The following is a 19695-nucleotide window of genomic DNA, read 5'->3' as shown; positions in this document are numbered from 1 at the left end:
GTCGGCAGCTGGTTTTGGGGTGGTTGTTGTCAATCCGGCGCAGGTGCGCGCCTTTGCCAACGCGCTCGGCCGCAGGGCCAAGACCGATCCGATCGATGCGGCCGTCATCGCTGCCTTCGTACTGGCGGCTGCAGCCATTCAAACGGCTGCGCTCGAACGCAAGGCGGATATACTGGTCGCGGGAGGATTTGGCCATTCCCGGCTTCGAGAATTCATCCTCGGCGGCGTCACTCGGGAATTGCTGGGCAAGTCCGAGCTACCTGTCCTTCTCGCTCATTAGGATAGGGCTCGCGTTCAGGATCACCGCCACGTCGATTGCCTCTTGGAGTAGCGCACCGGCGACCGGTGGCAGGAAGCCCCCGCCCGCGAAACCCATCGCGACGACCGAGAGACCGATACCGGCATAGACGCTCTGGAGCGCGATCGTGCGGGACCGGCGTGCGATGCCGATCGCCGCAACGATCTTGGTGAGGTCGTCCCTGACGAGGACGATGTCCGCCGCCTCCGCGGCCGCCGCAAGGTTCGTGACGCCCACAGCGATCCCGACGTCGGCGGCTGCCAGCGCGGGCGCGTCATTCACACCGTCGCCTACCATCAGCACCCGCCCATTAACGCGCTCCTTTTCGATAACGGCGACCTTGTCCGACGGCGCGAGCCTCGCCTTGACATCGTCCAGTCCCAGGGAGTGAGCTATGGCGGTCGCTATCGACAGCTCGTCTCCGGAAGCGAGAACAAGCCGGGAAATCCCCGATGCGCGGAGTTGTTTGACGAGTTCAACAGCGTCGGCGCGAAGCCGGTCTTCGAGCGCGATTGTCCCGGCCGGTTGCCCATTGAAGACGACTTTTACACGCATCGCGTTGTTCGAACGGTACGGGACCGACGGTTGGGACTCTTCGAGATACGTGTCGCCTCCAACGCTGACGCGCACCCCGTCCACAATCCCCGTGATTCCCGATCCGGCAATCTCGGTCACCTCCGAAGGGCGGCTCAGAGTCAAGCCGCGTCTATGTGCTTCGTCGACAAGCGCGCGTCCGACCACATGGCCCGAAGCTTGGTCCAGAGAGGCGGCCAGCCGCAAAATTCTTTCGGGATGTTCGTGGCCTTCTATCAAGCCGACCTCGGGCTGTCCTGCGGTTAGAGTTCCTGTCTTGTCGAAAACGGCCACGGATGCCTGGGCAAGAGCCTCAAGGGGGCCCGCTCCTTTCACCAGAACACCCTCCCTGGCGGCTTTCGAAGTCCCTGCGGCAAGGGCAACGGGAACGGCCAATATCAACGGACAAGGCGTCGCGACGACAAGGACGGCCACGATCCGCGACAGATCCCCGGAAAGCGCTGCCGACACGCCGGCGACGAAGATCGTGATAAACAGGAACCATACCGAGAACCGGTCGGCAAGTCGCATCAGCTTCGCCTTGGATCGCTTCGACGCTTCCACCAACCTGACTATTCCGGCGTAGGCGCTATCTTCTGCGCGGCTTAGAACGCGGATCTCGATTGCGTCGCCAACGTTGGTCGCGCCGCTCGATATATGGGCACCCCTGGCAACGCAGACCGGAAATGGCTCTCCGGTCAACACCGCCTGGTCGATCGTCGCGATCTCGCCGAGCAGGACTCCATCGGCTGGGACAACGTCTCCCTTTCGTATCAGCAGGGCGTCCCCGATGACGATCGTCTCGATCGGGATTTCGTCGACGCCGCGGTCGCCCAGTCGGAGCGCCGTGCGTGGGACTTGTGCCAGCAGCGCCGACATTCCTTCGTCGGCGCAACGATGCGCGTAGGCTTCCAAGTACTGGCCGCCGGAGTACATGAGACCGACAATCGCGCCGGTTTCTATCGACGTTCTGACGACACCCCAGATTTTTCGCCCAGTAATCCGCTTGAATTGGTCGTGGTGCTCCGCTTTGCGCTCCTTCTCGCCGTTGTGACAGTGGTGACGCGGGTAGCACTGACGGTTTTCGGAACACACTCACTGTTCGCGGTAGCGTTCATCACGGGCCTAGGGGATCTCGACGCGATAACGCTCTCCGTGGCGAAACTTTCCTCGCTCCGTGTGCCCGCAGATGCTGCCGCTCAGGCCATAGCGGCCGCGGCCTCCGCAAATCTTTTCGCCAAGTTCGCTCTAGCGGCAAGCACTGGCAGTATCGGTTTTGCCGGTCGACTGGCAGTCGCAACCGTTGGCGCGATGGTTGCCGGCGTTGCGGGCCTACTCTTGACATGAGCAACGACAAACCCGGCAGCGGCTAAAATAAAGCCTCGCCACTTGCAAGACAGTGTTCCGTCTTCTCGATGGGAATCGCGGTCCTTGCAGCGGTTCCTTCAACCGCGCATGCAGTGGCCGCGAAGGCACCAGGCGAACCCGGAAGCTCGGATAGCACCCTGGCCGCCTGGCGGTACCAAACCCTTGAGCAGATGACGGCGGCTCGTGAGTTCGATATTGGAGGAACAATATTCTAATCAATTTTGGCAACCAGCGTCTTTGGCTAGGCAACGGACGGGGTGGCCTTCGAGCAGGTGTTCCTCAACCAGCAGCGGCGTGGCGATACAGCCGAGAAAGACGCCGGTTCTGTCCTCGCGGCTCTGCGGTCCGATCCTTCCGGCCGGCCTATGGTGCCGGCGCAGGGCGAGATGCACCTCGGACTTCACGTGCGGTTGCCGCCTTCGTGCGCTGAGAAATTCGAGCCGGTCCGGTCGAGCGAGCGTGGCGCCTATCTGGAGCGATGGAACGTCGGCAAACCGCTGGCGCCAGTTCAAGCTCTCCAACGATCGGCAATTCGTCGAAAAGCTGCGAGACGTCGTCGGCCTCTATATCGACCCACCGGCCCACGCCATCGTGCTGTCTGTCGATGAGAAGACCAGATCCAGGCGCTCGATCGAGTGGGGCATAGCCTTGTTTGGACGAGCTAGGGCGATTGCCGCGCTTCTCGCGATGCTGCTCTGAATTTTAGATCGGCCGTGGGAATCCCGCATTCGGCCTGGTGAGCGCCATCCTGTAAAAGACGCCGACGATGCGAAAGTTCGGGGGAGCCCCTTTACAAAATCAATTCTGTTCTCTTTTTGTTCTACATGACCGAAACCTACGACAATCACTCGATGCCCGCTGGAAAGACGGGCTTCCGATCACGTTCGCTTATCCCTACGCGGCCAGCATTTCCCTTATTGTTGAGATGACGCGAGCATGATCATAAGGCTTGCTGAAAAACCTGCCCTCAACCGGTAGCAACTCGTCGGTCAGGTCGCGGTGGCCCGATGTCACTATAATCTTGACGGGCGGCCACCTGTCCCGCACCGCAGCCGCAAGCTTTAGGCCATCCATGGTACCTGGCATATCGATGTCAGTGAACATCAACCGGATCTCAGGATTGGCGTTCAGGATTTCTAGGGCTTCGTCGGCATTTGAAGCCTCGAGTATAATAAACCCCTCGTCCTCAAGTGACATCACAAGGTCCAGCCGGACAAGCATGTCGTCCTCCACGACAATGACCGTGATGCTGTCCTGCGTCATTTTCCACACTCTCCGTCATCGACGCTGCAGACATGTCTTTTTTAACCTTCGAGCTCAGAAACGCGCAGATAGCGGAATTGGTCCCCTTGGGAAGGGCGATTTTTCAGAATGTTGGCGCGAACTGAGAGTTCTATTCTCGTGGATATTCGCAAATCACCGCCAATCATTGTTTCCAATACCCGGGCGATATCCGTGCCAAAGAACCTTTCACGCTGCACCGCAAACCCACCGGGGCAAAAACTATTTCGGGGGCAGTGCCAAACAATGATCCCAGCGCGGACCGCACATACCGGGTCCCATATCCCTGCCGCGTCGGTTCGCGCACTGCGGGTCCCCCGACTTCGGTCCAGTTCAAAGAGAAGTCGGAACTGGCGTTTTTAGCGACTGTCCAAAAGATTTCTACATGGCCGTCCGGTTGGGACAGCGCGCCGTATTTTATGGCGTTGGTGATGAGCTCATGCAGGCATAGCGCTATCGTCGTTCCGGCATGCCGGCTGACAACAAGATCCGGCCCACTGAGATTTATACGACTCACGCCATCGCTGTTGTAGGGAGAAACCGTCAAGTTAACGACTGTTGAAAGCGAGACCTCCTCCCCGCCAGCCTCAAACACAGCGGTATGCACGTTAGAAAGCGCCTGCAGCCGACCAGTAAAATCGCTGGCCAGGTCCTCAACGTTTGCCGCGCCGCGCCTTGTCATCTGAAAAATCGACGTGACGCTCGCCAGGATATTCTTCACCCGGTGATTGAGTTCCAAGCGCAGTTCTCTTTCCCGCTCGATGGAATCACGGACCTGGCGTTGGCGGAGCCGAACCAAGAGGTTTGACTGGATCCCGTTTACAAGCTCAAGCGGCGCAATGGGACGCGTGTAGAACAGAAGGCGCGCGCCAGGCCAGGAATTTAGCAGTTGGATTCGAATTCGTGCAATCGGCGCCGTGCGCTCCAAAAGGACGATGATCGGCACTTCCGACCAGTCGGGCTGCTCTGCAAGATGCGCCGCCACTCTTGCGACAACCTGCGGATTGAGCGCCTCATGGGTGATGATGATGATGCCGGGAGACCGAGTGAGGTGTTCCACCAGATCGTCGTCCGCTTTCGCAGCCCGGACCTCGATCGTCTGTTCTCGAAGGAAAGCAGCAATGTAATCGGCGTCCTTGCGAAAGGGCGCAAGGACGAGCACCCAGTCCAACTCGCTCTCGCTCGGAACTACATTCATTTCGGATCTGGAAGGGGATTATAGGCGACAACGCTCACGCTTCCGCTTTCGATCAGCAGTTCACGGACATTGAGGTCGTGCGGACCGTGGCGCTTCTTGACGACGGTGATGTTCCGGCGCAGGCGCCCTTCATGCTCCATGATCCGCAATAGCAGGACGGTATCGCCGAGGAAGCTGACGTCCACATCAATGCCGACATTCTGACCGATCAAGCCGTGTTGAGCAACAATCAGCATGGTGAGGACTCCGGAGCGGGCCAGGTACTTCAGGAGCGACTGAATATCGCGAACGGCTTTCTCCCGGTGCGGCAGGGAATTCAGATATCCCGTCAGGCTGTCGATCACGACGACCCGGGACTTATTCTGGGTGACCGCATCCTGAACGATCCGGCCAAACTCCCCGGGTGAAATTTCGTTGGGATTGAAATCCCGCAGGATGAGTTTGCCGTCTTTGTGAAACTGCCTCAGTTCCATGCCCAAGCCTTCGGAGCGACGGAAGAACGTTTCCAGCCGCTCCTCGAAGAGGAACAGCGCTACACTTTCACCGCGCTCAAGCGCGGCTGTTGCGTAGAGCGATGACATGGTCGATTTGCCGGTGCCTGACTGCCCGATGACGAGTGTGGTGGTTCCTGCCTCCTGGCCACCACCGAACATCTCGTCGAGCTCGGCGACGCCGGATTTGATCAGTTGCGGTTTCGGATTCTCCGATGCCGTGCTTGGCATGATGCGGGGGAATACAACGACGCCTTCCCCTTCACGGATTGCCATGTCGTGATATCCGTCGGCGATCGGTACACCTCGCATCTTGGAGACCTCGGTGCGACGGCGCACGCCGCCATATTCCTCGAGCGACTTGTCAAATCGGATGACACCGTGGGCAAGCCCCTCTACCTCTTCGCCGGTGCGGTCGGAACCTGCCGTCTGTGTATCCAAAAGGAGCGCCACGACGTTCTGCTTGGCAAGAAATGACTTGAAGCCGATCAACTCCCGCCGAAAGCGCGGCGAGTCACCCGTGATCAGCCGGGTTTCAAGGAGGGAGTCGTAGACGAGACGCCGAGGTTTATGCTCTTCGATCGCCGTCTCGATAGCTTTGCGCGTCTCATCCAGCCGGAGATCGGCGGTAAGGAAAATACTCTGGTCATCCGCTTCACTGACTGTGCCTGAGGTCGACACCTCTTCGACACGAATGCCCTCAAGGCTCCAGCCGTGCGACGCCGCGATGGCCTTAAGTTCCGCAGCTGTTTGCGATAGAGTAACGTAAATGCAACTCTCCCCGGCCTCGACGCCGGCGCGTAAGAACTGGAGTGCAGCTGTCGTCTTGCCAGAACCCGGTGCACCTTGCAGCATATACAGGTTCGACGCCGGCAGACCGCCGCGCAAAATCTCATCAAGTCCGCTAATTCCCATGCTGACAACAGCGGGCTTTTTTTGTTTCAGCATGTTGGTCTTCCGTTACAATGCTTAGCAGTGTATTGAGTTAGATAGCGCGCATCGTCCTATGGAAGTGCCGCCTGAATGTTATATTTGTCTTTCTCCAAACTTCAACGATCTTGGGCCCCATGGCCGGATGTCAATTCCACAAAAGGCTTCGGCTTCATTCAGCCTGACAACGGCGGCGCCGACGCCTTCGTTCATATCTCTGTGAGCCCTAATCTGGAGCACTACTGCCTCATTGAACTCGAAATTGGCGATATCGTTTTTCAACGGTCTCTCCTTTCGAACGGTTAGTGGATGTGAGGATCGCTGCTCGTTCCGCCGCGTATCGCCACCAGCATATCAAGATCGGGTGCAAGCACATCCTGCCGTTCGGCGAAGGCCGCGAACAAGCCGCGAGCTGTTTCCGCATCAACAAGACCGTTCAACGCCGCCAGGCAGGCGTTGGTCGCTACCGCATGTCCGCGGTCGCGACAGGCAGCTGGCCAATCCATGAGAAGCTGGTAGGCGTGCAATACGGACTTGACCGGTGTCGGGATCCCGAGACCGGTCAGAATGGTAACTGGCGTTTTGAACATATCGGGTTTCATCAAAATTCTCCTTTTCAAGCCCGATTGTTGAAAGGATGGGCGCCGATGTTGCGGCGCCCCTGAACTGACGAATTACGCTGCTTTGGTAGCCTCGATTTGGGCCGGACGGCTCTTTTCGCCGACCGGATTTGAAGAGCTGATTTCGATCTTACGAGGCTTCATGGCGTCCGGAATTTCCCGCACGAGATCGATTGCAAGCAGTCCGTTTTGAAGGTCGGCACCCGTCACCCGCACATGATCGGCAAGTTCGAAGCGGTGCTCGAACGGCCGGCCAGCGATGCCGCAATGCAGATAGCCCTCAGCCTGAGCCTCACCCTTATTGCCGGTAATCGTCAAAAGGTTTGACTGGAAGGTGAGGTCGAGATCGTCTTGCGAGAACCCAGCCACGGCGACCGTAATGCGGTAGCTTTCATCGCCCGTCTTGACGATATCATAGGGCGGCCAGTCACTGATCGAGCGGGCACGCTGGGCATTCTCGAGCAGGTTGAACACCCGGTCGAAGCCGACGCTGGAACGAAACAGTGGTGCATAATCGTAAGTTGTTGCCATAACCATATCCTCCTTCAAGCAACATGGAAATGAAGGCGCCAAAGGGATCGCCTTCGGTTCATCCGGCCCTCGATGAGCGACCGTGACAGTCGATTTTGGTGGTCTTCGATATGGTTTCAAGAGTGGGTCAGAAAATTTTTATGGAAGGCGGCGATGCCGCGTCACAAGGACCGCCGTTGATAAAACCATGACCCGTTGACGACCACCCGCCGGCAATCGCGATGTTCCATGCAGCGACGATCATCGCCTGTGCCACATCGGCCGCCGCCCCGGCCGCGCGCCGATGCAGTTTGAAACAGCGTCGCCGCTCCGCCGAATCCTAGCCCCCAAATCAGTGCGGCTCATAGATCGCAATCGGCGCCGTCGGTCGCCGCAAGTATGAATGCCGCTGCGAGGAACGGTCAATGCCGACCAAGATCAACGGACGCAGCCATTTATCGATCAACGCGCCCGTCAGGCCGATGCTAACCAGCCCAGCCACCCCAAAAACCAGCGGGACACGGTCGACCTCGCCGACCATGCCATGGCAGGTCAGCAACGGCGCGATTGGAGGCCCCGAAGTTCCGAGGAGAAAACGATCAATCTTCTTGAGGAGGCGCCGCCTTGCATTCGCCGATGTGATGCCTTTTGATGCTGGCCTCATCGCAGGGAAGCAAATGAACCTCGATCGTCTGAAATTCCGACTTCTTCGTCAAATAGTGTTCCGCCCGATCTTAGCCGCCGGCGTTCTGTTCGGGCAACTTGTCGCCCTTGGGCCTCCTTTGTCGACGTCCGCATATGCTGCCAACGCTCTGGAGCGGGCGATCGAAGAGGCGGCACCTTGCAAGCCTTTGAAGGTGAAGCAAACCGTGCTCGGCGTTAAGATCGATCTCGGCGTCGATAGCTTCGAGTCCATAAAGATCGACGCTTTGGATATCCATGTCGTCGGAGACGTTGCGCAAGCATCCGCGTCGGGGACGCTGTCCTGCAGGACGTCGAGCAATGCGGCGGTCCAGGGAGGATTTTCTGCTAAAGCCCAGGTCCGCGTAGAGGCCGATCTCGCAACGTGCGCGATGAAAGACGGCTTTGTCGAAATCCTTGAAACGGGTGGAGAGTTCGGCGACGTCGTCGCAGGTCTCAAGGATCAAATATCCATTGCGCTACGGAAGGGCATCGAAAAGTCTCTAACGAAGCTTTGCACCAAGTGAACGGCGAACTCTCCGGGGCGTACGCTCCGTCCTGACGGAGATCTTGCGAGGACGGCCGACAGTTCGGTGGCTGTTTGATACGCAGGGAAGCCTTGAGAAGGTCGCTAGTCAGCGGCCGGCGTTCAGCAGATACCATTTTGCGTACGGCGTATTCCTTGCCATCCGCCTGTTGAGGTCGGGCGCACCATCCGTCCATCACACTAGGCCCCGCTCTCCAGGTGCGATCTTGGTGGCGTCCACAGCACGTCTGGCCCGAAGACTTCCTTATCCCCAACGGCTTTTCTTCCCAGCCCGACGAGCGTCGGCAATCCAGAAAGAGCTGGCAGACATGAAAACCGCATACGATAGCGATCCCGATATCGTCGAGGAGCCATCGAACGACTGGCCATGCGCCTGAAATGAACCGGGTCAACGCCCGACGCGAACCAGCAGCTTTCCGAAGTTGCCGCCCGAAAGCATACCGATGAAGGCCTCGGGTGCGTTCTCAAGGCCATCCACGACATCCTCGCGGTATTTGATCTTGCCGGATGCTACGAGGGGACCGATCTCCTTCTTGAAGGCGTCGAAGTGCGTATCGAGGAACTCGGTATTGATGAATCCTCTCAAGAGAAGGCTGCGCCGCAGAATCGACGACATCAATGCAGGCAACCGGTCTCCTGGGGAGTCGCCGGGGCCGTTGTATTGAGCGATGAGCCCACATACCGGGACACGCGCATATAAGTTCAGCAACGGGGACACGGCTTCCCAGACATGTCCGCCGACATTCTCGAAATAGACATCCACCCCGTCCGGACAAGCGCTCGAAAGCTCCGAAGCGAACGCTTGGGAACGATGGTCCACTACCGCGTCGAACCCCAGCTCGTCCCTGACGTAGTCGCACTTCTCCTTGCCGCCGGCCACGCCCACGGCGCGGGCTCCTGCGAGTTTCGCGATCTGACCCACAAGCGATCCGACGGGGCCGGATGCAGCGGCGATCACGACAGTCTCCTTCGGTTTCGGCTGGCCTATGACCTTCATGCCCCCATACGCAGTGAAGCCAGGCATGCCGAGAACGCCGAGCGCGGTCGACACAGGCGCACCATGCGTCTCGACATGCTTGACCTTCGTGGCATCGACGACTGCATGAGTGCACCATCCGGTCATCGCCCGGACGACTTCGCCGGCCTTGAAAGAATGGCTGCGCGATTGAATGACTTCGCAGACGGTCTCGCCCTCCATGACATCACCTACTTCCACTGGCTTGGCCGGCGATGCGCCGGCGCGAGCGGGTGATGGTCAGCTTGGGTGGGTGTGCGGATATCGCGAGTGGCGTCGTCGGGGACGAGGTCCTCGAGATGCACAAGCTCGCCGTCGATCCACAACGAGGCACAGGCATCGGCAAACTGGGATCGTTTGAGGAAGCCGGCGCCAACCGGCGAGCGGGCAATGCGCGCATCGAGACGCGCCAATGCGATGCCGGCGCGGAAGGCCGGCTCCATCCGGGTACGTGGGGCAAAATCGGTGGCAGCATTTCGGCGACCGCCCATAGAAAGTGTGCATAACCCGGCGCGTAGAACCCTGTTGGTCGGCGCAGGGATTCCTAAGACCGGGCAAATCGTGATTCGGTCCGGGGATGGCAAAGAAACGGCTCCCCTCCCCCGAGCATGCCGACACGCTTTCACTGAATGCGTTGCGCAGTCTGGTGACGGGAAATAACGGCGCTGTGGCCGAAAAGTCGGCGCGACAATCCGAACGTAAGGGCATTCGATGCGTTTCTCGTCTAGCTTTCCCCGGATCCCGCGCCGTGGGATTGCATTCGCCCTCGCGTGAACCATTGGCTGCTGTCATAGGCGTGACGGTCAGGACAATGCCGATCGCAGCTAGATCGGCGCGATCGAGCTTTTTCTGTTCAGATCAAACGCCTTGATGGGAAATGAACTGCTGACATATCAGTTGAATTCAAACATATACTTTTTGAATGGGGCGTAACGCAAGGTGGATCGGGCAACACTGCTTTTTGCCTCGTTTAAGCAATATGGAGGTAGTCATCGTGCGTCGAATGATCATAGCCGTTTACCTCGCCGGTGCGGGAACGTTTCTGCCCAGTTGCACAAGCTTTCCCGCGGCCAACAAAGATGCTCCTCGTCGAGAGCAGGCAACAATAGCGAAGGCGAATCTTGCTCGAGATGTAAAAGCTTGCAGCAGCACACCGAATTTCGAAGGAATGCTTCGTACGAAATGTTACTGAGGAACTTGAGTCGCACCCGAGATTCAAAGCAAGCGCGTTCCATATACGCTCGCCTGCGCGCCGGAGGTAATCGCGAAACACAGCGATCCTCGGCACATGTTTTTTTCAACAAATTGATTACGCGACTTTTAATCGAAACGACACACTGAAGATATGCGTCCAGTCCACGATCACCGCCGACAGGGGGAGGACACGTTGGCAACTGCTCATTGAGGATGAGTTGGCTTGTCGCGGCCAGGTCCGTTTACGCCGCCGTTTACCGGAACATTCAACCTCCAACGAAAGAGGTTCTTGGTGGGCGAGTTAATGTCGGCGCGTTGAGGCTGTTCGGGATGCGAGGAACGATCCTGCCAGCTTAGGCAGGCGCCCCGCCGATTGGATGAAAACATGATCGCGCCTGGCGAGCGCGATTCTGCCTTATGGACTAACGGGGAAGCGGACCTAAACCGGTACCTCGTCGAGGATGCATCCTGTGCCGCGGTTTGGATGGCTGCAAACACAGAAAAGTCTTAGGATCGATCAGATCCGCGCACCCCCCGTCGCATCGATCATCTGGCCCGTCGTCCAGCGCGCATGGTTCGATGCGAGGAAAGCGATAACGTCAGCGACGTCCTCCGCCCGGCCGACACGTGAGAAGACCGAGAGCGCTTCGGCGCCGGCGCGCGCGTCCGGCGATGCCAGCCACTCGGCATTCATATCCGTCTCCGTCACACCCGGAAGCACCGCATTGACCGTAATCCCCCGAGTTGCAAATTCAGGTGCCAGTGCCAGTGTCAATGTCTCCAGCGCCCCCTTGGAGGCCGCATAGGCAGGATGTGTCGGCGCAGCGATCCGCGTAAACCCAGTGGAGATATTAATGATGCGGCCGTTGTCGCGGATGTGGTCCGCCACTGCCTGGATCAGGAAGAACGGCGCCTTATAGTTAATCGTCATCACCTCGTCGAAAGCTGCTTCGCTCGTCTGCTCCAACGGTAACGCCGGCGCGATACCCGCATTGTTCACCAGAATGTCCAGAGCGGATGAGCCCGTCTCTATACGCGCGGCTTCGCTGAACTGGGCCCAGAGGTTATCGGCCGCGTCCTTGCCGTGTCTGAGATCGGCTTTCACAGCGACAGCCTTGACGCCAAGCGCCCCAATGTCGCGTACCGTGGCATTAGCGGCATCCGCGTTGGCGGTGTAGTGCACACCAATCAACGCGGCACCCTCCCTCGCAAACGCAAGGGCGGCCGCCCGGCCGATACCGCGCGAGCTTCCGGTAATGAGGGCTATCTTGTTTGCTAGTCTTTGGGACATGGACCACTCCGTTGCTAAATTAAATAGTGACCCCTATAATAAGAGCAGAAAACCCTCTGTCAACGCATTTAATAGGGACCACTATTTTAATGGAAAAGCCCGTCCGCAAACGAGGCAGACCGCCCGCGCTCGATCGCGACGTTGGGCTCGACATCGCGGCACGGCTGTTCTGGGAACGCGGCTACGAAGGAACCTCGACCGCAGATCTCACGAAGGCCATGGGGATCAATCCGCCGACTCTTTATTCGATGTTCGGATCAAAGGAGGAATTGTACCGTCAGGCGCTCGACTTCAGCATTGCCCGTGAAACCAGCCGACGGTCGGAAATCCTCCAATCTAATCTTCCAGTTTATGAAGCCCTGAGCCGTTACCTTTACGATATCGCTGACGGTGACACCCAACCGGACAAGCCGCGAGGTTGCATGGTATCGACAGCCGTGCTGCAGCATGCGGAAGAAAATGCATCCGTCGCGCGGATGACGGCAGCATTGCGCGAGGCGTCGATCAAAACCGTGAAAGCCCGCTTTGACCGCGCCGTTGAGGAAAGCGAATTGCCGGCGCAAACCGATACCGATACGCTCGCGCGCTTCTACGGTGCAATTATCCAGGGCATGTCCGCACAGGCCTGCGATGGCGCCTGCAATGCGCTGCTGAAGCGGCTGATTGATGTCGCACTCACGGCTTGGCCTGGGAAGTGTAGTACCTAACGGGAGTTCGGCCGAAGACACGTGAACCGTTACGGGCTTACCGCAAGCGTCGCAGAACTTTATCGGTGGTTCGCCCAGGGCGCCTTGAATGGACATGAACCCGCGACCCCGCCGTTCAGCCGCTGTATTCCAATTTGACAATCCAGCGCATGGCTCGGCAGATAGCGCTGCCAATATCTTGTTGCTGCGCCGCAGCATTGGTGATTTGATAGTTCTGTCGCTAAACTCTTTGCTGGGTAAATCAAGTTGTTGAACGGCCATGCTCAAAAACACGTGATCCTAATTGTAGAAGAGAACCGGGGCATCCGCGCGGAAGCGGTAGTTGCGTGTAAAGGGTCCGGCTATGGGACAGCCGAGGCATCCAATGGCGTAGATGCGTTGGAGATCTTGGAAATGCGGGACGACATCAGTCTCGTGTTCACATCCGTTAATATGAAGGGCCCAATAGATGGTGTCCAACTCGCGGTGCGCGTTCATGCAAGATGGCCAAAGCTAGCGATTGTTATGACGTCCGGGGTCGTAAATCTGCGACAGTCGTTGCTACCGCACCGCTTTAGATTTGTCAGGAAGCCGTACGCTGCCAAGCCCCTAATGACATGCTTCAAGCTCCTCATTGAATCCGAACATCGAGAAGAACTCTCGTCGCCACAACGGGGTCCGCAAAGCGCGTACACTTTACGAGCGCCGTTTCCCTGGCCTACGTCTGAGATAGACTGACGGCCGGGAAATCATCATGAAACTTCAGATCAAGCATCGAACGACCTATCGTTACTTGCGGCCCGTCGGGCTGCTTGCGCACCGCCTGATCCTGTCGCCACGGACCGACCAACAGCTTCGGACCTTGTCTTTCAGCATTGACTGTTCTGCGAGCGGGTCGATTGACTGGGCGAAGGACGTTTTCGGCAACACGGTCGCGACGGTAACGTTTTCTGAACGGACCTCCGAACTGACGATCTCCAGTGCTGCCATTGTCGAGCAGACCGCCGACCCGTGGCCGGTCTTCAATATAGACATCTCGGCGCATGCCTATCCCTTCACCTACTCGACCGAAGACGAGACCGACCTCGGCGCGTTTGCTGCCGCGACCTCTCCTGGTAACCGTGTGGCGGATTGGGCCCGAGCGTTTGTGGGCAGCCGCCCGACCGACACGCTTTCGCTCCTGAAAGACATCAATGCTGGCATTCTGACAAATGTCAGCTATCGCATCCGAGACGAGGAAGGCACACAGTCGCCGCAACAAACACTGGAGCAGGCCAGTGGCTCATGCAGGGACATCGCAGCGCTTTTCATTGAAGCTGTTCGTTGCTTAGGGTTCGGTGCGCGTGCTGTCTCCGGTTACATCTACGACCCGCGGGCATCTGTCGACGACGGCGGATCGACACATGCCTGGGCGGAAGTCTATCTTCCGGGAGCCGGTTGGATTGCGTTTGATCCCACCCATCGACGAGTGGGAGAAGCATGTCTTATTCCCGTAGCGTTTGCCCGCAACAATGGACAGATCATGCCTGTTACCGGCGGATATACGGGAATGCCGGACGATTTCCTGGATTTGGACGTGTCGGTCAAGGTGGTCGAGATACGAGAATAGCGGCAGATGACGTTCGCCTGCTCTACTTAGTCAACTCGTCTTTGCCGGCGTCACCACCGAAGTCTGCGTGCAGACGACCATGCGCGAAGCAAACGACCGCGGCTATGAATGCCTGCTCGCCGAGGAGGCGACGGAAAGCTATTTCCCCGAATTCAAAGCCGCAGCCATCGCCATGATCCGCGCCCAGGGTGCTATCGTCGGCTGGACCGCCCATGTCGACGACATTCTGGAAAGCTCGCTCATGCATGAAACCACGCGCGAACCTCTGACATCAGGCGGCTGTCAGGCGGTCGTTTCCCACCAGGCTACAATTAATTGCGTCACACGAACGATCGCTGTGGATGCTATGTCGGAAGATTCCACGGATTCACGAGTGCAACTCCCGTGCCTTCGAAATCTTTGATGTTGCGCGTGACCAGCGTCATACGGCGGGTGAAGGCTGTCGCTACAATATAAGCGTCATTGATCGGTTTGGGGTTGGGCACATGCCATCGGGCCGCCTGAACTGCCGCCGCCTCGTCCAGAGGCAGGATTCGGCCGGAAAACGCAGTGAGAACGGTATTTTCCAGCCAGTTCCGAAGCGCCTTCCCGGCGGCGGCATCATTATGCTCCACCAGCCGAACGCCAATCTCCAGTTCGTGCAGGACGACAGATGAAATGAAGGTCTGGGCCGGATCGACGGTTTCGTTCCAGACCACGACATTGGGATCAGCCTTGCCGCTCGCGACCTTGCGCAGTTCGGACACGACATTGGTATCAAGCAACAGCATCAGGATAGGTCGACCGGTTGGGCATGTTCCGTGCGCTGCGGGAGCGGCAGGTCAACGTCTTCGGCGCCCGGCGCTGCCAGCATGTCACCGAGCGTCCGCATTTTGCCTGTCAGCCGCTTGTACTCCTCGAATGACAGGAGAACATGCGCAGGCCGTCCCCTATCGGTGATGATGACAGGCCCAGACTTGGTGGCGCGCTTTGCGCGGCCAAGATCCTGATTGAGTTCTCGGCCCGACAGCGTGGTGATGGTCATGGCAAGCCCCCAGCATTTCGTGGTTACGTAACCACATTTAATCCGCATAAATCGGAATTGCAAGATGCAGCGGCTCGCGGGGCAGCGATCGCAAGCTGCGCGACTGACAGTCGGCAGGCGTAAAGCGCTCGAGGAAAGCGTCGCTCGACCGGAAGAAGCCGCCGGCATCATCGCAGAAGATCAACTCGTGCCCGCCAGTCGGGCGGAACTTCAGCGGCATCACATTCATCGCAGCAGTCTTTCGATCACCGCCCGGCGAAGCGTGTCGGTCTCGCGATGAATCTTCTGGCGGTAGAGCGTATGCCGGAATTCAGCAACTATAGCCGGATCGGAAGTGCTCAGCGCGACGCCCCGCTCGGTGGTCGCGACGTCCACGTCAGGATGTAGATAAGAGAAGCGTGCGATCGCTTCGTCGAGATAGGGCCGAAAGATCGGCGCAATGTCTATAGTCACGAATGTCATTCCGAACGAGCAACCAGGAGATGCGAATATAGCCGGGTTGCGACGATTCCAGAATCTTATTTGCTTCAACGAGATATGAAAGCGCCGGGAATTCGACCCGGATGCAGGTTTCGCATCTTGGATAGTAAACCTGGTGGTGTATATTTGCATCTCGGCGAGGGCGACGGCAGCATGGGGATGAAGGCAGGATACGCGACGCTGCTGTTTGCATATATGCTCTTAGCAGTGTCGGCGGCGGAATCGTTCGCGGATATCCGACCGGTTCGCGACGTTCAGAAGGCGTTGGCGGGACAAGGGTTCGACGCGGGGGTGCCAGACGGCATCTGGGGAGCAAAATCCATTTCCGCGTTGAAGGGATTTCAACGCGCTCATGATCTCATCCCGACTGGCGTCATCACCCAAGATTCGTTATGGACGCTCTTTCCGTCTATCGCCACCTCCACACCGCCTCCTGCAGCCAATACGCAGGATGCCGTCCCCGCACCTGCCGTGCAGACGTCCACGTCGGAAAGATCGTCGTCCGAACCAACGAAACTGCCGATACGCGAGGCACAGGTGACGCCCGCTGCCTCCGCGCCGAGCCCGACAGCGGACAAGAAAGGCGATGGGTCGAGCTACTTCATTGTCATGCTCATTTTTTTCGGCGTGTTCGTGTTCTTGTGGGGAAGATCGAGGAAGGCGCCCATCGCCAATGGACGGCGTCGAGCATCGCGCTGAGACTTCGCCTCTCGGCGTCATTTTGGTCAGCGGGAGGCGCGATGCTCTACGATCTATGCGGGCCTATTCAAGGACGAGCGACGCCTCACCCCTCGAAACTCCCACCTGCCCCACGAAAGCGGAGCGCAAGGAGCGGGGCAGTCGGTCCAGCTTCCCCTTCGGGCCACTATGATGAAGCTCCTGCGGCTGCCCTGGTTTCCGCTCATTGCGCGTCGAGAATTCCCGGAATCCCGGCCGCTGGCCGGCGCTATGCTTATTTCTCCGATACTCTTCATTTCCAGGATCCGCCCAAGGCGACATGACCGCGGAGGACCGGCCTTCCTCAAAGCGAACGGGCACGCCTTCGATAAAGTCGGCGACCTAGCTTACAACGCGTTCAGTTATCGCGGCGGGTCTGGACGATTTCGTCGAGAACGTAACCGTCCTGGTTGACGGCACGCCACAGCCAATGCTTTCGACCGCCGATGGAAATCACCACCTCGTCCAGATGCCAGATATCTTTCTGCGACGGTTTCTTTCTGCGCAGTTGCTTTGCGTAGGCCGGGCCAAATTTGCGGCCCCATCGCCGGATCGTTTCATAAGAAACGACGATGCCGCGCTCCAGGAGCATTTCCTCGACCAGCTGCAGGCTCAAAGGGAACCGGAAATACAGCCACACCGCGCGGCCGATGATCTGCGGTGGAAAGCGGTGGTTCTTGTAGCTGATCGTCGACGTGCTCATCTAGCCGGCTCTATCTGCCAACCGTTAAGCCAACGACAACGTGACAACGCCCTTGAGAAACCCCGATGCCCTCATCGGGCAGCAAAGCTCTGCCGGGGGCACGGCCGGAAAAACTCATCTGTTCCTCGATAGCCAGGCGCAGGTTCTGCATCAGGTGGAAGCGATCAGCCACTTGATGCGCTTGCGGCGCCCCTTCTCGAGCAGCCTGCGCGTAAAGTCCGCATCGATCTCTGCTATCAACCTCGATAGAGGGATGCTGCGTCAACCATCCTGCAACGCTCGTTACGCTTCGGTCGGCGAGAACGTCCAAAACCGTGCGCCGTTCAAGATCGACGATTATCGTGCCGTAGCGCCACGACTTCCGCCAGCCCCAGTCATCTATGCCGACCACGCGAGCCGGGGTGTCGTCTTTGGCATGCGCGGCACACCGCTTCAAATGTCGAAGGATGGTATCGTCGCTGATGGGCATCCCGAGCCGTTGCATCAATCGCTCGCCGGGGCGGCCGCCAGCATTATGGCCAAGCATGCCCACTATCTCCGCGACCCTGGTTGTCCGACGGGCATAGGGGGCGGCAATCGCTGGGATGCGGTCAGTGAAAGTCCGCCGTTTGCAGAGCCGATATGTGCAACGCCACCGGCTCAACTGGAGCTTCACCGCCACGACTTTGCCCTGGATTGGGAGGTCTTGAAGACTGCGGTGTGACCATCCGTGTCTATTTCTGCTTTGGCATCCGCAATCAGGGCAAATCCCGGACGGCACCCCGCAGGCGGACAAAATCCAATTGCCATCCTCGCTGGGTAAAACATCTTGCACTTTGATACCCGGACCGGGCGACCATTTTGATTTCGTTCGCATGGCTAGCCCGTACCGGCATCGCCGCTAACAGCCGGTGAACCGCCACACAAATTGAGAAGACCCTTTTTTATTGGGATTTTTCGCAAAATTGGTCGGCGCCATTCCGGTCGCCGGCATCGATCCAACTATTGACCGTCAATCACCCTTTTGCCGCATCCCTCCAGGCGCGCTCGAACGGCAGGCGCCAGGCGTGCGGGGCAATGAGTTGGTGGATCGACTTCGGCCCCCAGCCGCCCTGGTCGTAGAGGCGTACGGGCGGCGGGTTATCGAGGAGAGGTTGGGAAACCTCCCAGAGCCGCTCAATACCCTCGGCCGTAGTGAACAGCGTGTGGTCACCGCGCATGGCGTCGAGGATCAGACGCTCGTAGGCCTCCAGAACTTCGCCAATCAGGCCGGTTTCGCTCATGGCGAATTGCAGCGAGAGCTTGTCGAGCCGGAAGCCCGGGCCAGGGCGCTTGCCATAGAAGGAAAGCGAGACCTTGGAGGCATCAGCGAGGTCGAAGGTGAGGTGGTCAGGGCCCTGTGCCCCCACGCCAGATCCCGCAGGGAACATCGATTTCGGGGGCTCGCGGAATGCGATCGAAATAATGCGCTGCCCCTCGGCCATGCGCTTGCCTGTACGCAGGTAGAAGGGAACGCCGGCCCAGCGCCAGTTGTCGATGGCGCATTTTAGGGCGATGAAGGTGTCAGTGTCGCTTTCGGGATCGACGCCAGGCTCATTGCGGTAGCCAATGTATTGACCGCGCACCACGTCGCGCGGCTCAATTGGCAACATGGAGCGGAACACCTTGTTCTTCTCTTCCGAGATTGGCGCAGGCTCAAGGGCGGTGGGCGGCTCCATCGCCATGAAGGCGAGGATCTGGAAGAGGTGGGTCACCACCATGTCACGATAGGCGCCGGTGGTCTCGTAAAAGGCGGCGCGGGTCGAAAGGCCGAGCGTCTCCGGGACGTCGATCTGCACATGGTCGATGAAGTTGCGGTTCCAGATTGGTTCGAACAGGCCATTGGCAAATCGGAAGGCCAGGATGTTTTGCGCCGGCTCCTTGCCGAGGAAATGGTCGATGCGGAAGATCTGCTTCTCGTCGAACACCTCGTGCAGCTTCTTGTTTAGTGCAACGGCACTGGCAAGATCCGTGCCGAAGGGCTTTTCCATAATGATACGGGAGCGTTCAGTCAGCTCAGCTTGGGCGAGGAGTTGCACGGCCAGAAGGGCAGCACTTGGTGGCACGGATAAATAATGCACGCGCCGCGTCTCGGCGCCCAGTGCTTCCTCGGCCCTATCGACCGCTTCCTTGAGAGCATTGGCGCCGGCAGCGAGCGGGACGTAGTCGAGTGATGCGGCAAACGCTTCCCATTCGGACTGCGAGAACTTGCGAGTCAAGAACTTGTCCAGCGAGTCACGGGCAATGGTGCGGAAGGCATCGGCGTCGATGTCGTCGAGCGAGACGCCGATAATGCGGCACCCTGGGATGAAGCCCGCATTGGTGAGGTGGAACGGTTCTGTCGCAAATTTCTCAGCACATTTGCCGCCAGGTTGGTGATGCCATAGATCTGGGTTGAAGATGAGCAGGCAGGTTGAGTTCCAGATCATGGTCGATTTCAAAGGCAGCCATTACCCGAAAG

Annotated in this window: 17 protein-coding genes and 9 pseudogenes; 11 read left to right on the top strand and 15 right to left on the bottom strand. The window is 58.5% G+C overall.

The window, feature by feature from the left end; translation table 11 throughout:
• Nucleotides 1–127: pseudogene (locus HJB84_RS32970) on the top strand (transposase); the annotation flags it as partial.
• Nucleotides 107–280 (top strand): universal stress protein, encoded by a 174-nt coding sequence (locus HJB84_RS32965; RefSeq protein ID WP_405049252.1) that lies wholly within the window; start codon nucleotides 107–109, stop codon nucleotides 278–280. The pseudogene HJB84_RS32970 and the gene HJB84_RS32965, both read left to right, overlap by 21 nt.
• Here HJB84_RS32965 and HJB84_RS32960 read toward each other — a convergent pair.
• A pseudogene (locus HJB84_RS32960) lies at nucleotides 257–1825 on the bottom strand (heavy metal translocating P-type ATPase); the annotation flags it as partial. The gene HJB84_RS32965 and the pseudogene HJB84_RS32960 overlap by 24 nt on opposite strands.
• Here HJB84_RS32960 and HJB84_RS32955 point away from each other — a divergent pair.
• Both HJB84_RS32955 and HJB84_RS32950 read left to right on the top strand, forming a co-directional pair.
• Nucleotides 1823–2218 (top strand): annotated as a pseudogene (locus tag HJB84_RS32955) (DUF4010 domain-containing protein); the annotation flags it as partial. The pseudogenes HJB84_RS32960 and HJB84_RS32955 sit on opposite strands and share 3 nt — an antisense overlap.
• 510 nt (nucleotides 2219–2728) lie before the next feature.
• A pseudogene (locus HJB84_RS32950) lies at nucleotides 2729–2874 on the top strand (IS630 family transposase); the annotation flags it as partial.
• Nucleotides 2875–3133: 259 nt separating this feature from the next.
• Here HJB84_RS32950 and HJB84_RS32945 read toward each other — a convergent pair.
• The 3 genes from HJB84_RS32945 to HJB84_RS32935 form a co-directional block, all read right to left on the bottom strand.
• Complete coding sequence (locus HJB84_RS32945; RefSeq protein WP_221117931.1) at nucleotides 3134–3502, bottom strand: response regulator; 369 nt, start codon at nucleotides 3500–3502, stop codon at nucleotides 3134–3136.
• A 163-nt stretch (nucleotides 3503–3665) separates the two neighbouring features.
• On the bottom strand, nucleotides 3666–4718 hold the full coding sequence (locus tag HJB84_RS32940; protein ID WP_221117930.1) for a sensor histidine kinase: 1053 nt from the start codon (nucleotides 4716–4718) through the stop codon (nucleotides 3666–3668).
• The gene (locus HJB84_RS32935) at nucleotides 4715–6157 is read right to left on the bottom strand and encodes an ATPase domain-containing protein (RefSeq protein ID WP_221117929.1); all 1443 of its coding nucleotides are present in this window, start codon (nucleotides 6155–6157) and stop codon (nucleotides 4715–4717) included. The genes HJB84_RS32940 and HJB84_RS32935 overlap by 4 nt, the downstream gene beginning before the upstream one ends.
• A 75-nt stretch (nucleotides 6158–6232) precedes the next feature.
• On the opposite strand from HJB84_RS32935, the pseudogene HJB84_RS32930 reads away from it, so the two are divergent.
• Nucleotides 6233–6358: pseudogene (locus HJB84_RS32930) on the top strand (cold-shock protein); the annotation flags it as partial.
• A gap of 83 nt (nucleotides 6359–6441) precedes the next feature.
• Here the strand turns inward: HJB84_RS32930 and HJB84_RS32925 are convergent.
• Both HJB84_RS32925 and HJB84_RS32920 read right to left on the bottom strand, forming a co-directional pair.
• The gene (locus HJB84_RS32925; RefSeq protein ID WP_221117928.1) at nucleotides 6442–6741 is read right to left on the bottom strand and encodes a DUF982 domain-containing protein; all 300 of its coding nucleotides are present in this window, start codon (nucleotides 6739–6741) and stop codon (nucleotides 6442–6444) included.
• Between the two features lie 72 nt (nucleotides 6742–6813).
• Nucleotides 6814–7290, bottom strand: coding sequence for an Hsp20 family protein (locus tag HJB84_RS32920; RefSeq protein WP_221117927.1), 477 nt, complete (start codon nucleotides 7288–7290; stop codon nucleotides 6814–6816).
• A 404-nt stretch (nucleotides 7291–7694) separates the two neighbouring features.
• Between HJB84_RS32920 and HJB84_RS32915 the strand changes: the two genes are divergently transcribed.
• Nucleotides 7695–8477: a hypothetical protein gene (locus tag HJB84_RS32915; protein ID WP_221117926.1), complete on the top strand. Its 783-nt coding sequence runs from the start codon at nucleotides 7695–7697 to the stop codon at nucleotides 8475–8477.
• A gap of 408 nt (nucleotides 8478–8885) precedes the next feature.
• On the opposite strand, the gene HJB84_RS32910 is transcribed toward HJB84_RS32915, so the two are convergent.
• The 3 genes and pseudogenes from HJB84_RS32910 to HJB84_RS32900 all read right to left on the bottom strand — a co-directional run bounded on the left by HJB84_RS32910 (nucleotide 8886) and on the right by HJB84_RS32900 (nucleotide 11997).
• Complete coding sequence (locus HJB84_RS32910) at nucleotides 8886–9695, bottom strand: NADP-dependent oxidoreductase (protein ID WP_221117925.1); 810 nt, start codon at nucleotides 9693–9695, stop codon at nucleotides 8886–8888.
• Nucleotides 9696–9714: 19 nt separating this feature from the next.
• Nucleotides 9715–10003: pseudogene (locus HJB84_RS32905) on the bottom strand (hypothetical protein); the annotation flags it as partial.
• 1220 nt (nucleotides 10004–11223) lie between these two features.
• The gene (locus tag HJB84_RS32900) at nucleotides 11224–11997 is read right to left on the bottom strand and encodes an SDR family oxidoreductase (RefSeq protein WP_207584495.1); all 774 of its coding nucleotides are present in this window, start codon (nucleotides 11995–11997) and stop codon (nucleotides 11224–11226) included.
• Between the two features lie 89 nt (nucleotides 11998–12086).
• Here HJB84_RS32900 and HJB84_RS32895 point away from each other — a divergent pair, with 89 nt between their 5' ends.
• From HJB84_RS32895 to HJB84_RS32880, 4 genes and pseudogenes are all read left to right on the top strand, one after another.
• On the top strand, nucleotides 12087–12704 hold the full coding sequence (locus tag HJB84_RS32895) for a TetR/AcrR family transcriptional regulator (RefSeq protein WP_207584494.1): 618 nt from the start codon (nucleotides 12087–12089) through the stop codon (nucleotides 12702–12704).
• 273 nt (nucleotides 12705–12977) lie between these two features.
• Nucleotides 12978–13421: a response regulator gene (locus HJB84_RS32890; protein WP_311045009.1), complete on the top strand. Its 444-nt coding sequence runs from the start codon at nucleotides 12978–12980 to the stop codon at nucleotides 13419–13421.
• 16 nt (nucleotides 13422–13437) lie between these two features.
• Nucleotides 13438–14292: a transglutaminase family protein gene (locus tag HJB84_RS32885; protein ID WP_221117924.1), complete on the top strand. Its 855-nt coding sequence runs from the start codon at nucleotides 13438–13440 to the stop codon at nucleotides 14290–14292.
• Between the two features lie 25 nt (nucleotides 14293–14317).
• Nucleotides 14318–14527: pseudogene (locus HJB84_RS32880) on the top strand (cysteine hydrolase family protein); the annotation flags it as partial.
• A 109-nt stretch (nucleotides 14528–14636) separates the two neighbouring features.
• Here the strand turns inward: HJB84_RS32880 and HJB84_RS32875 are convergent.
• The 3 genes from HJB84_RS32875 to HJB84_RS32865 form a co-directional block, all read right to left on the bottom strand.
• Nucleotides 14637–15062 carry a type II toxin-antitoxin system VapC family toxin gene (locus HJB84_RS32875; protein ID WP_221117923.1) on the bottom strand — a complete coding sequence of 142 codons (426 nt, stop codon included), beginning with the start codon at nucleotides 15060–15062 and terminating at the stop codon, nucleotides 14637–14639.
• Nucleotides 15062–15316: a type II toxin-antitoxin system Phd/YefM family antitoxin gene (locus HJB84_RS32870; RefSeq protein ID WP_221117922.1), complete on the bottom strand. Its 255-nt coding sequence runs from the start codon at nucleotides 15314–15316 to the stop codon at nucleotides 15062–15064. Before HJB84_RS32870 ends, HJB84_RS32875 begins: the two co-directional genes overlap by 1 nt.
• 225 nt (nucleotides 15317–15541) lie before the next feature.
• On the bottom strand, nucleotides 15542–15778 hold the full coding sequence (locus tag HJB84_RS32865; protein ID WP_259671235.1) for a hypothetical protein: 237 nt from the start codon (nucleotides 15776–15778) through the stop codon (nucleotides 15542–15544).
• Between the two features lie 117 nt (nucleotides 15779–15895).
• On the opposite strand from HJB84_RS32865, the gene HJB84_RS32860 reads away from it, so the two are divergent.
• Nucleotides 15896–16495 carry a peptidoglycan-binding protein gene (locus HJB84_RS32860; protein ID WP_221117920.1) on the top strand — a complete coding sequence of 200 codons (600 nt, stop codon included), beginning with the start codon at nucleotides 15896–15898 and terminating at the stop codon, nucleotides 16493–16495.
• A 382-nt stretch (nucleotides 16496–16877) separates the two neighbouring features.
• Here the strand turns inward: HJB84_RS32860 and HJB84_RS32855 are convergent.
• The 3 genes and pseudogenes from HJB84_RS32855 to zwf form a co-directional block, all read right to left on the bottom strand.
• Nucleotides 16878–17263 (bottom strand): annotated as a pseudogene (locus HJB84_RS32855) (IS6 family transposase); the annotation flags it as partial.
• 17 nt (nucleotides 17264–17280) lie between these two features.
• Nucleotides 17281–17994, bottom strand: a pseudogene (locus tag HJB84_RS32850) (ISL3 family transposase); the annotation flags it as partial.
• Between the two features lie 217 nt (nucleotides 17995–18211).
• Nucleotides 18212–19663 (bottom strand): glucose-6-phosphate dehydrogenase, encoded by a 1452-nt coding sequence (gene zwf / locus HJB84_RS32845; protein WP_259671234.1) that lies wholly within the window; start codon nucleotides 19661–19663, stop codon nucleotides 18212–18214.
• Nucleotides 19664–19695: the final 32 nt, after the last annotated feature.

The organism is Rhizobium sp. NZLR1b (assembly GCF_019685155.1).
Lineage (GTDB): Bacteria > Pseudomonadota > Alphaproteobacteria > Rhizobiales > Rhizobiaceae > Rhizobium.
This window is presented reverse-complemented; position numbering and strand designations above follow the sequence as displayed.

Coding starts and splice junctions, on each gene's coding strand:
- HJB84_RS32915 (WP_221117926.1), top strand. CDS start 7,695: ATGCCGACCAAGATCAACGGACGCAGCCATTTATCGATCAACGCGCCC.
- HJB84_RS32940 (WP_221117930.1), bottom strand. CDS start 4,718: ATGAATGTAGTTCCGAGCGAGAGCGAGTTGGACTGGGTGCTCGTCCTT.
- HJB84_RS32865 (WP_259671235.1), bottom strand. CDS start 15,778: ATGACATTCGTGACTATAGACATTGCGCCGATCTTTCGGCCCTATCTC.
- HJB84_RS32885 (WP_221117924.1), top strand. CDS start 13,438: ATGAAACTTCAGATCAAGCATCGAACGACCTATCGTTACTTGCGGCCC.
- HJB84_RS32900 (WP_207584495.1), bottom strand. CDS start 11,997: ATGTCCCAAAGACTAGCAAACAAGATAGCCCTCATTACCGGAAGCTCG.
- HJB84_RS32945 (WP_221117931.1), bottom strand. CDS start 3,502: ATGACGCAGGACAGCATCACGGTCATTGTCGTGGAGGACGACATGCTT.
- HJB84_RS32935 (WP_221117929.1), bottom strand. CDS start 6,157: ATGCTGAAACAAAAAAAGCCCGCTGTTGTCAGCATGGGAATTAGCGGA.
- zwf (WP_259671234.1), bottom strand. CDS start 19,663: ATGATCTGGAACTCAACCTGCCTGCTCATCTTCAACCCAGATCTATGG.
- HJB84_RS32925 (WP_221117928.1), bottom strand. CDS start 6,741: ATGAAACCCGATATGTTCAAAACGCCAGTTACCATTCTGACCGGTCTC.
- HJB84_RS32870 (WP_221117922.1), bottom strand. CDS start 15,316: ATGACCATCACCACGCTGTCGGGCCGAGAACTCAATCAGGATCTTGGC.
- HJB84_RS32875 (WP_221117923.1), bottom strand. CDS start 15,062: ATGCTGTTGCTTGATACCAATGTCGTGTCCGAACTGCGCAAGGTCGCG.
- HJB84_RS32910 (WP_221117925.1), bottom strand. CDS start 9,695: ATGGAGGGCGAGACCGTCTGCGAAGTCATTCAATCGCGCAGCCATTCT.
- HJB84_RS32895 (WP_207584494.1), top strand. CDS start 12,087: ATGGAAAAGCCCGTCCGCAAACGAGGCAGACCGCCCGCGCTCGATCGC.
- HJB84_RS32920 (WP_221117927.1), bottom strand. CDS start 7,290: ATGGCAACAACTTACGATTATGCACCACTGTTTCGTTCCAGCGTCGGC.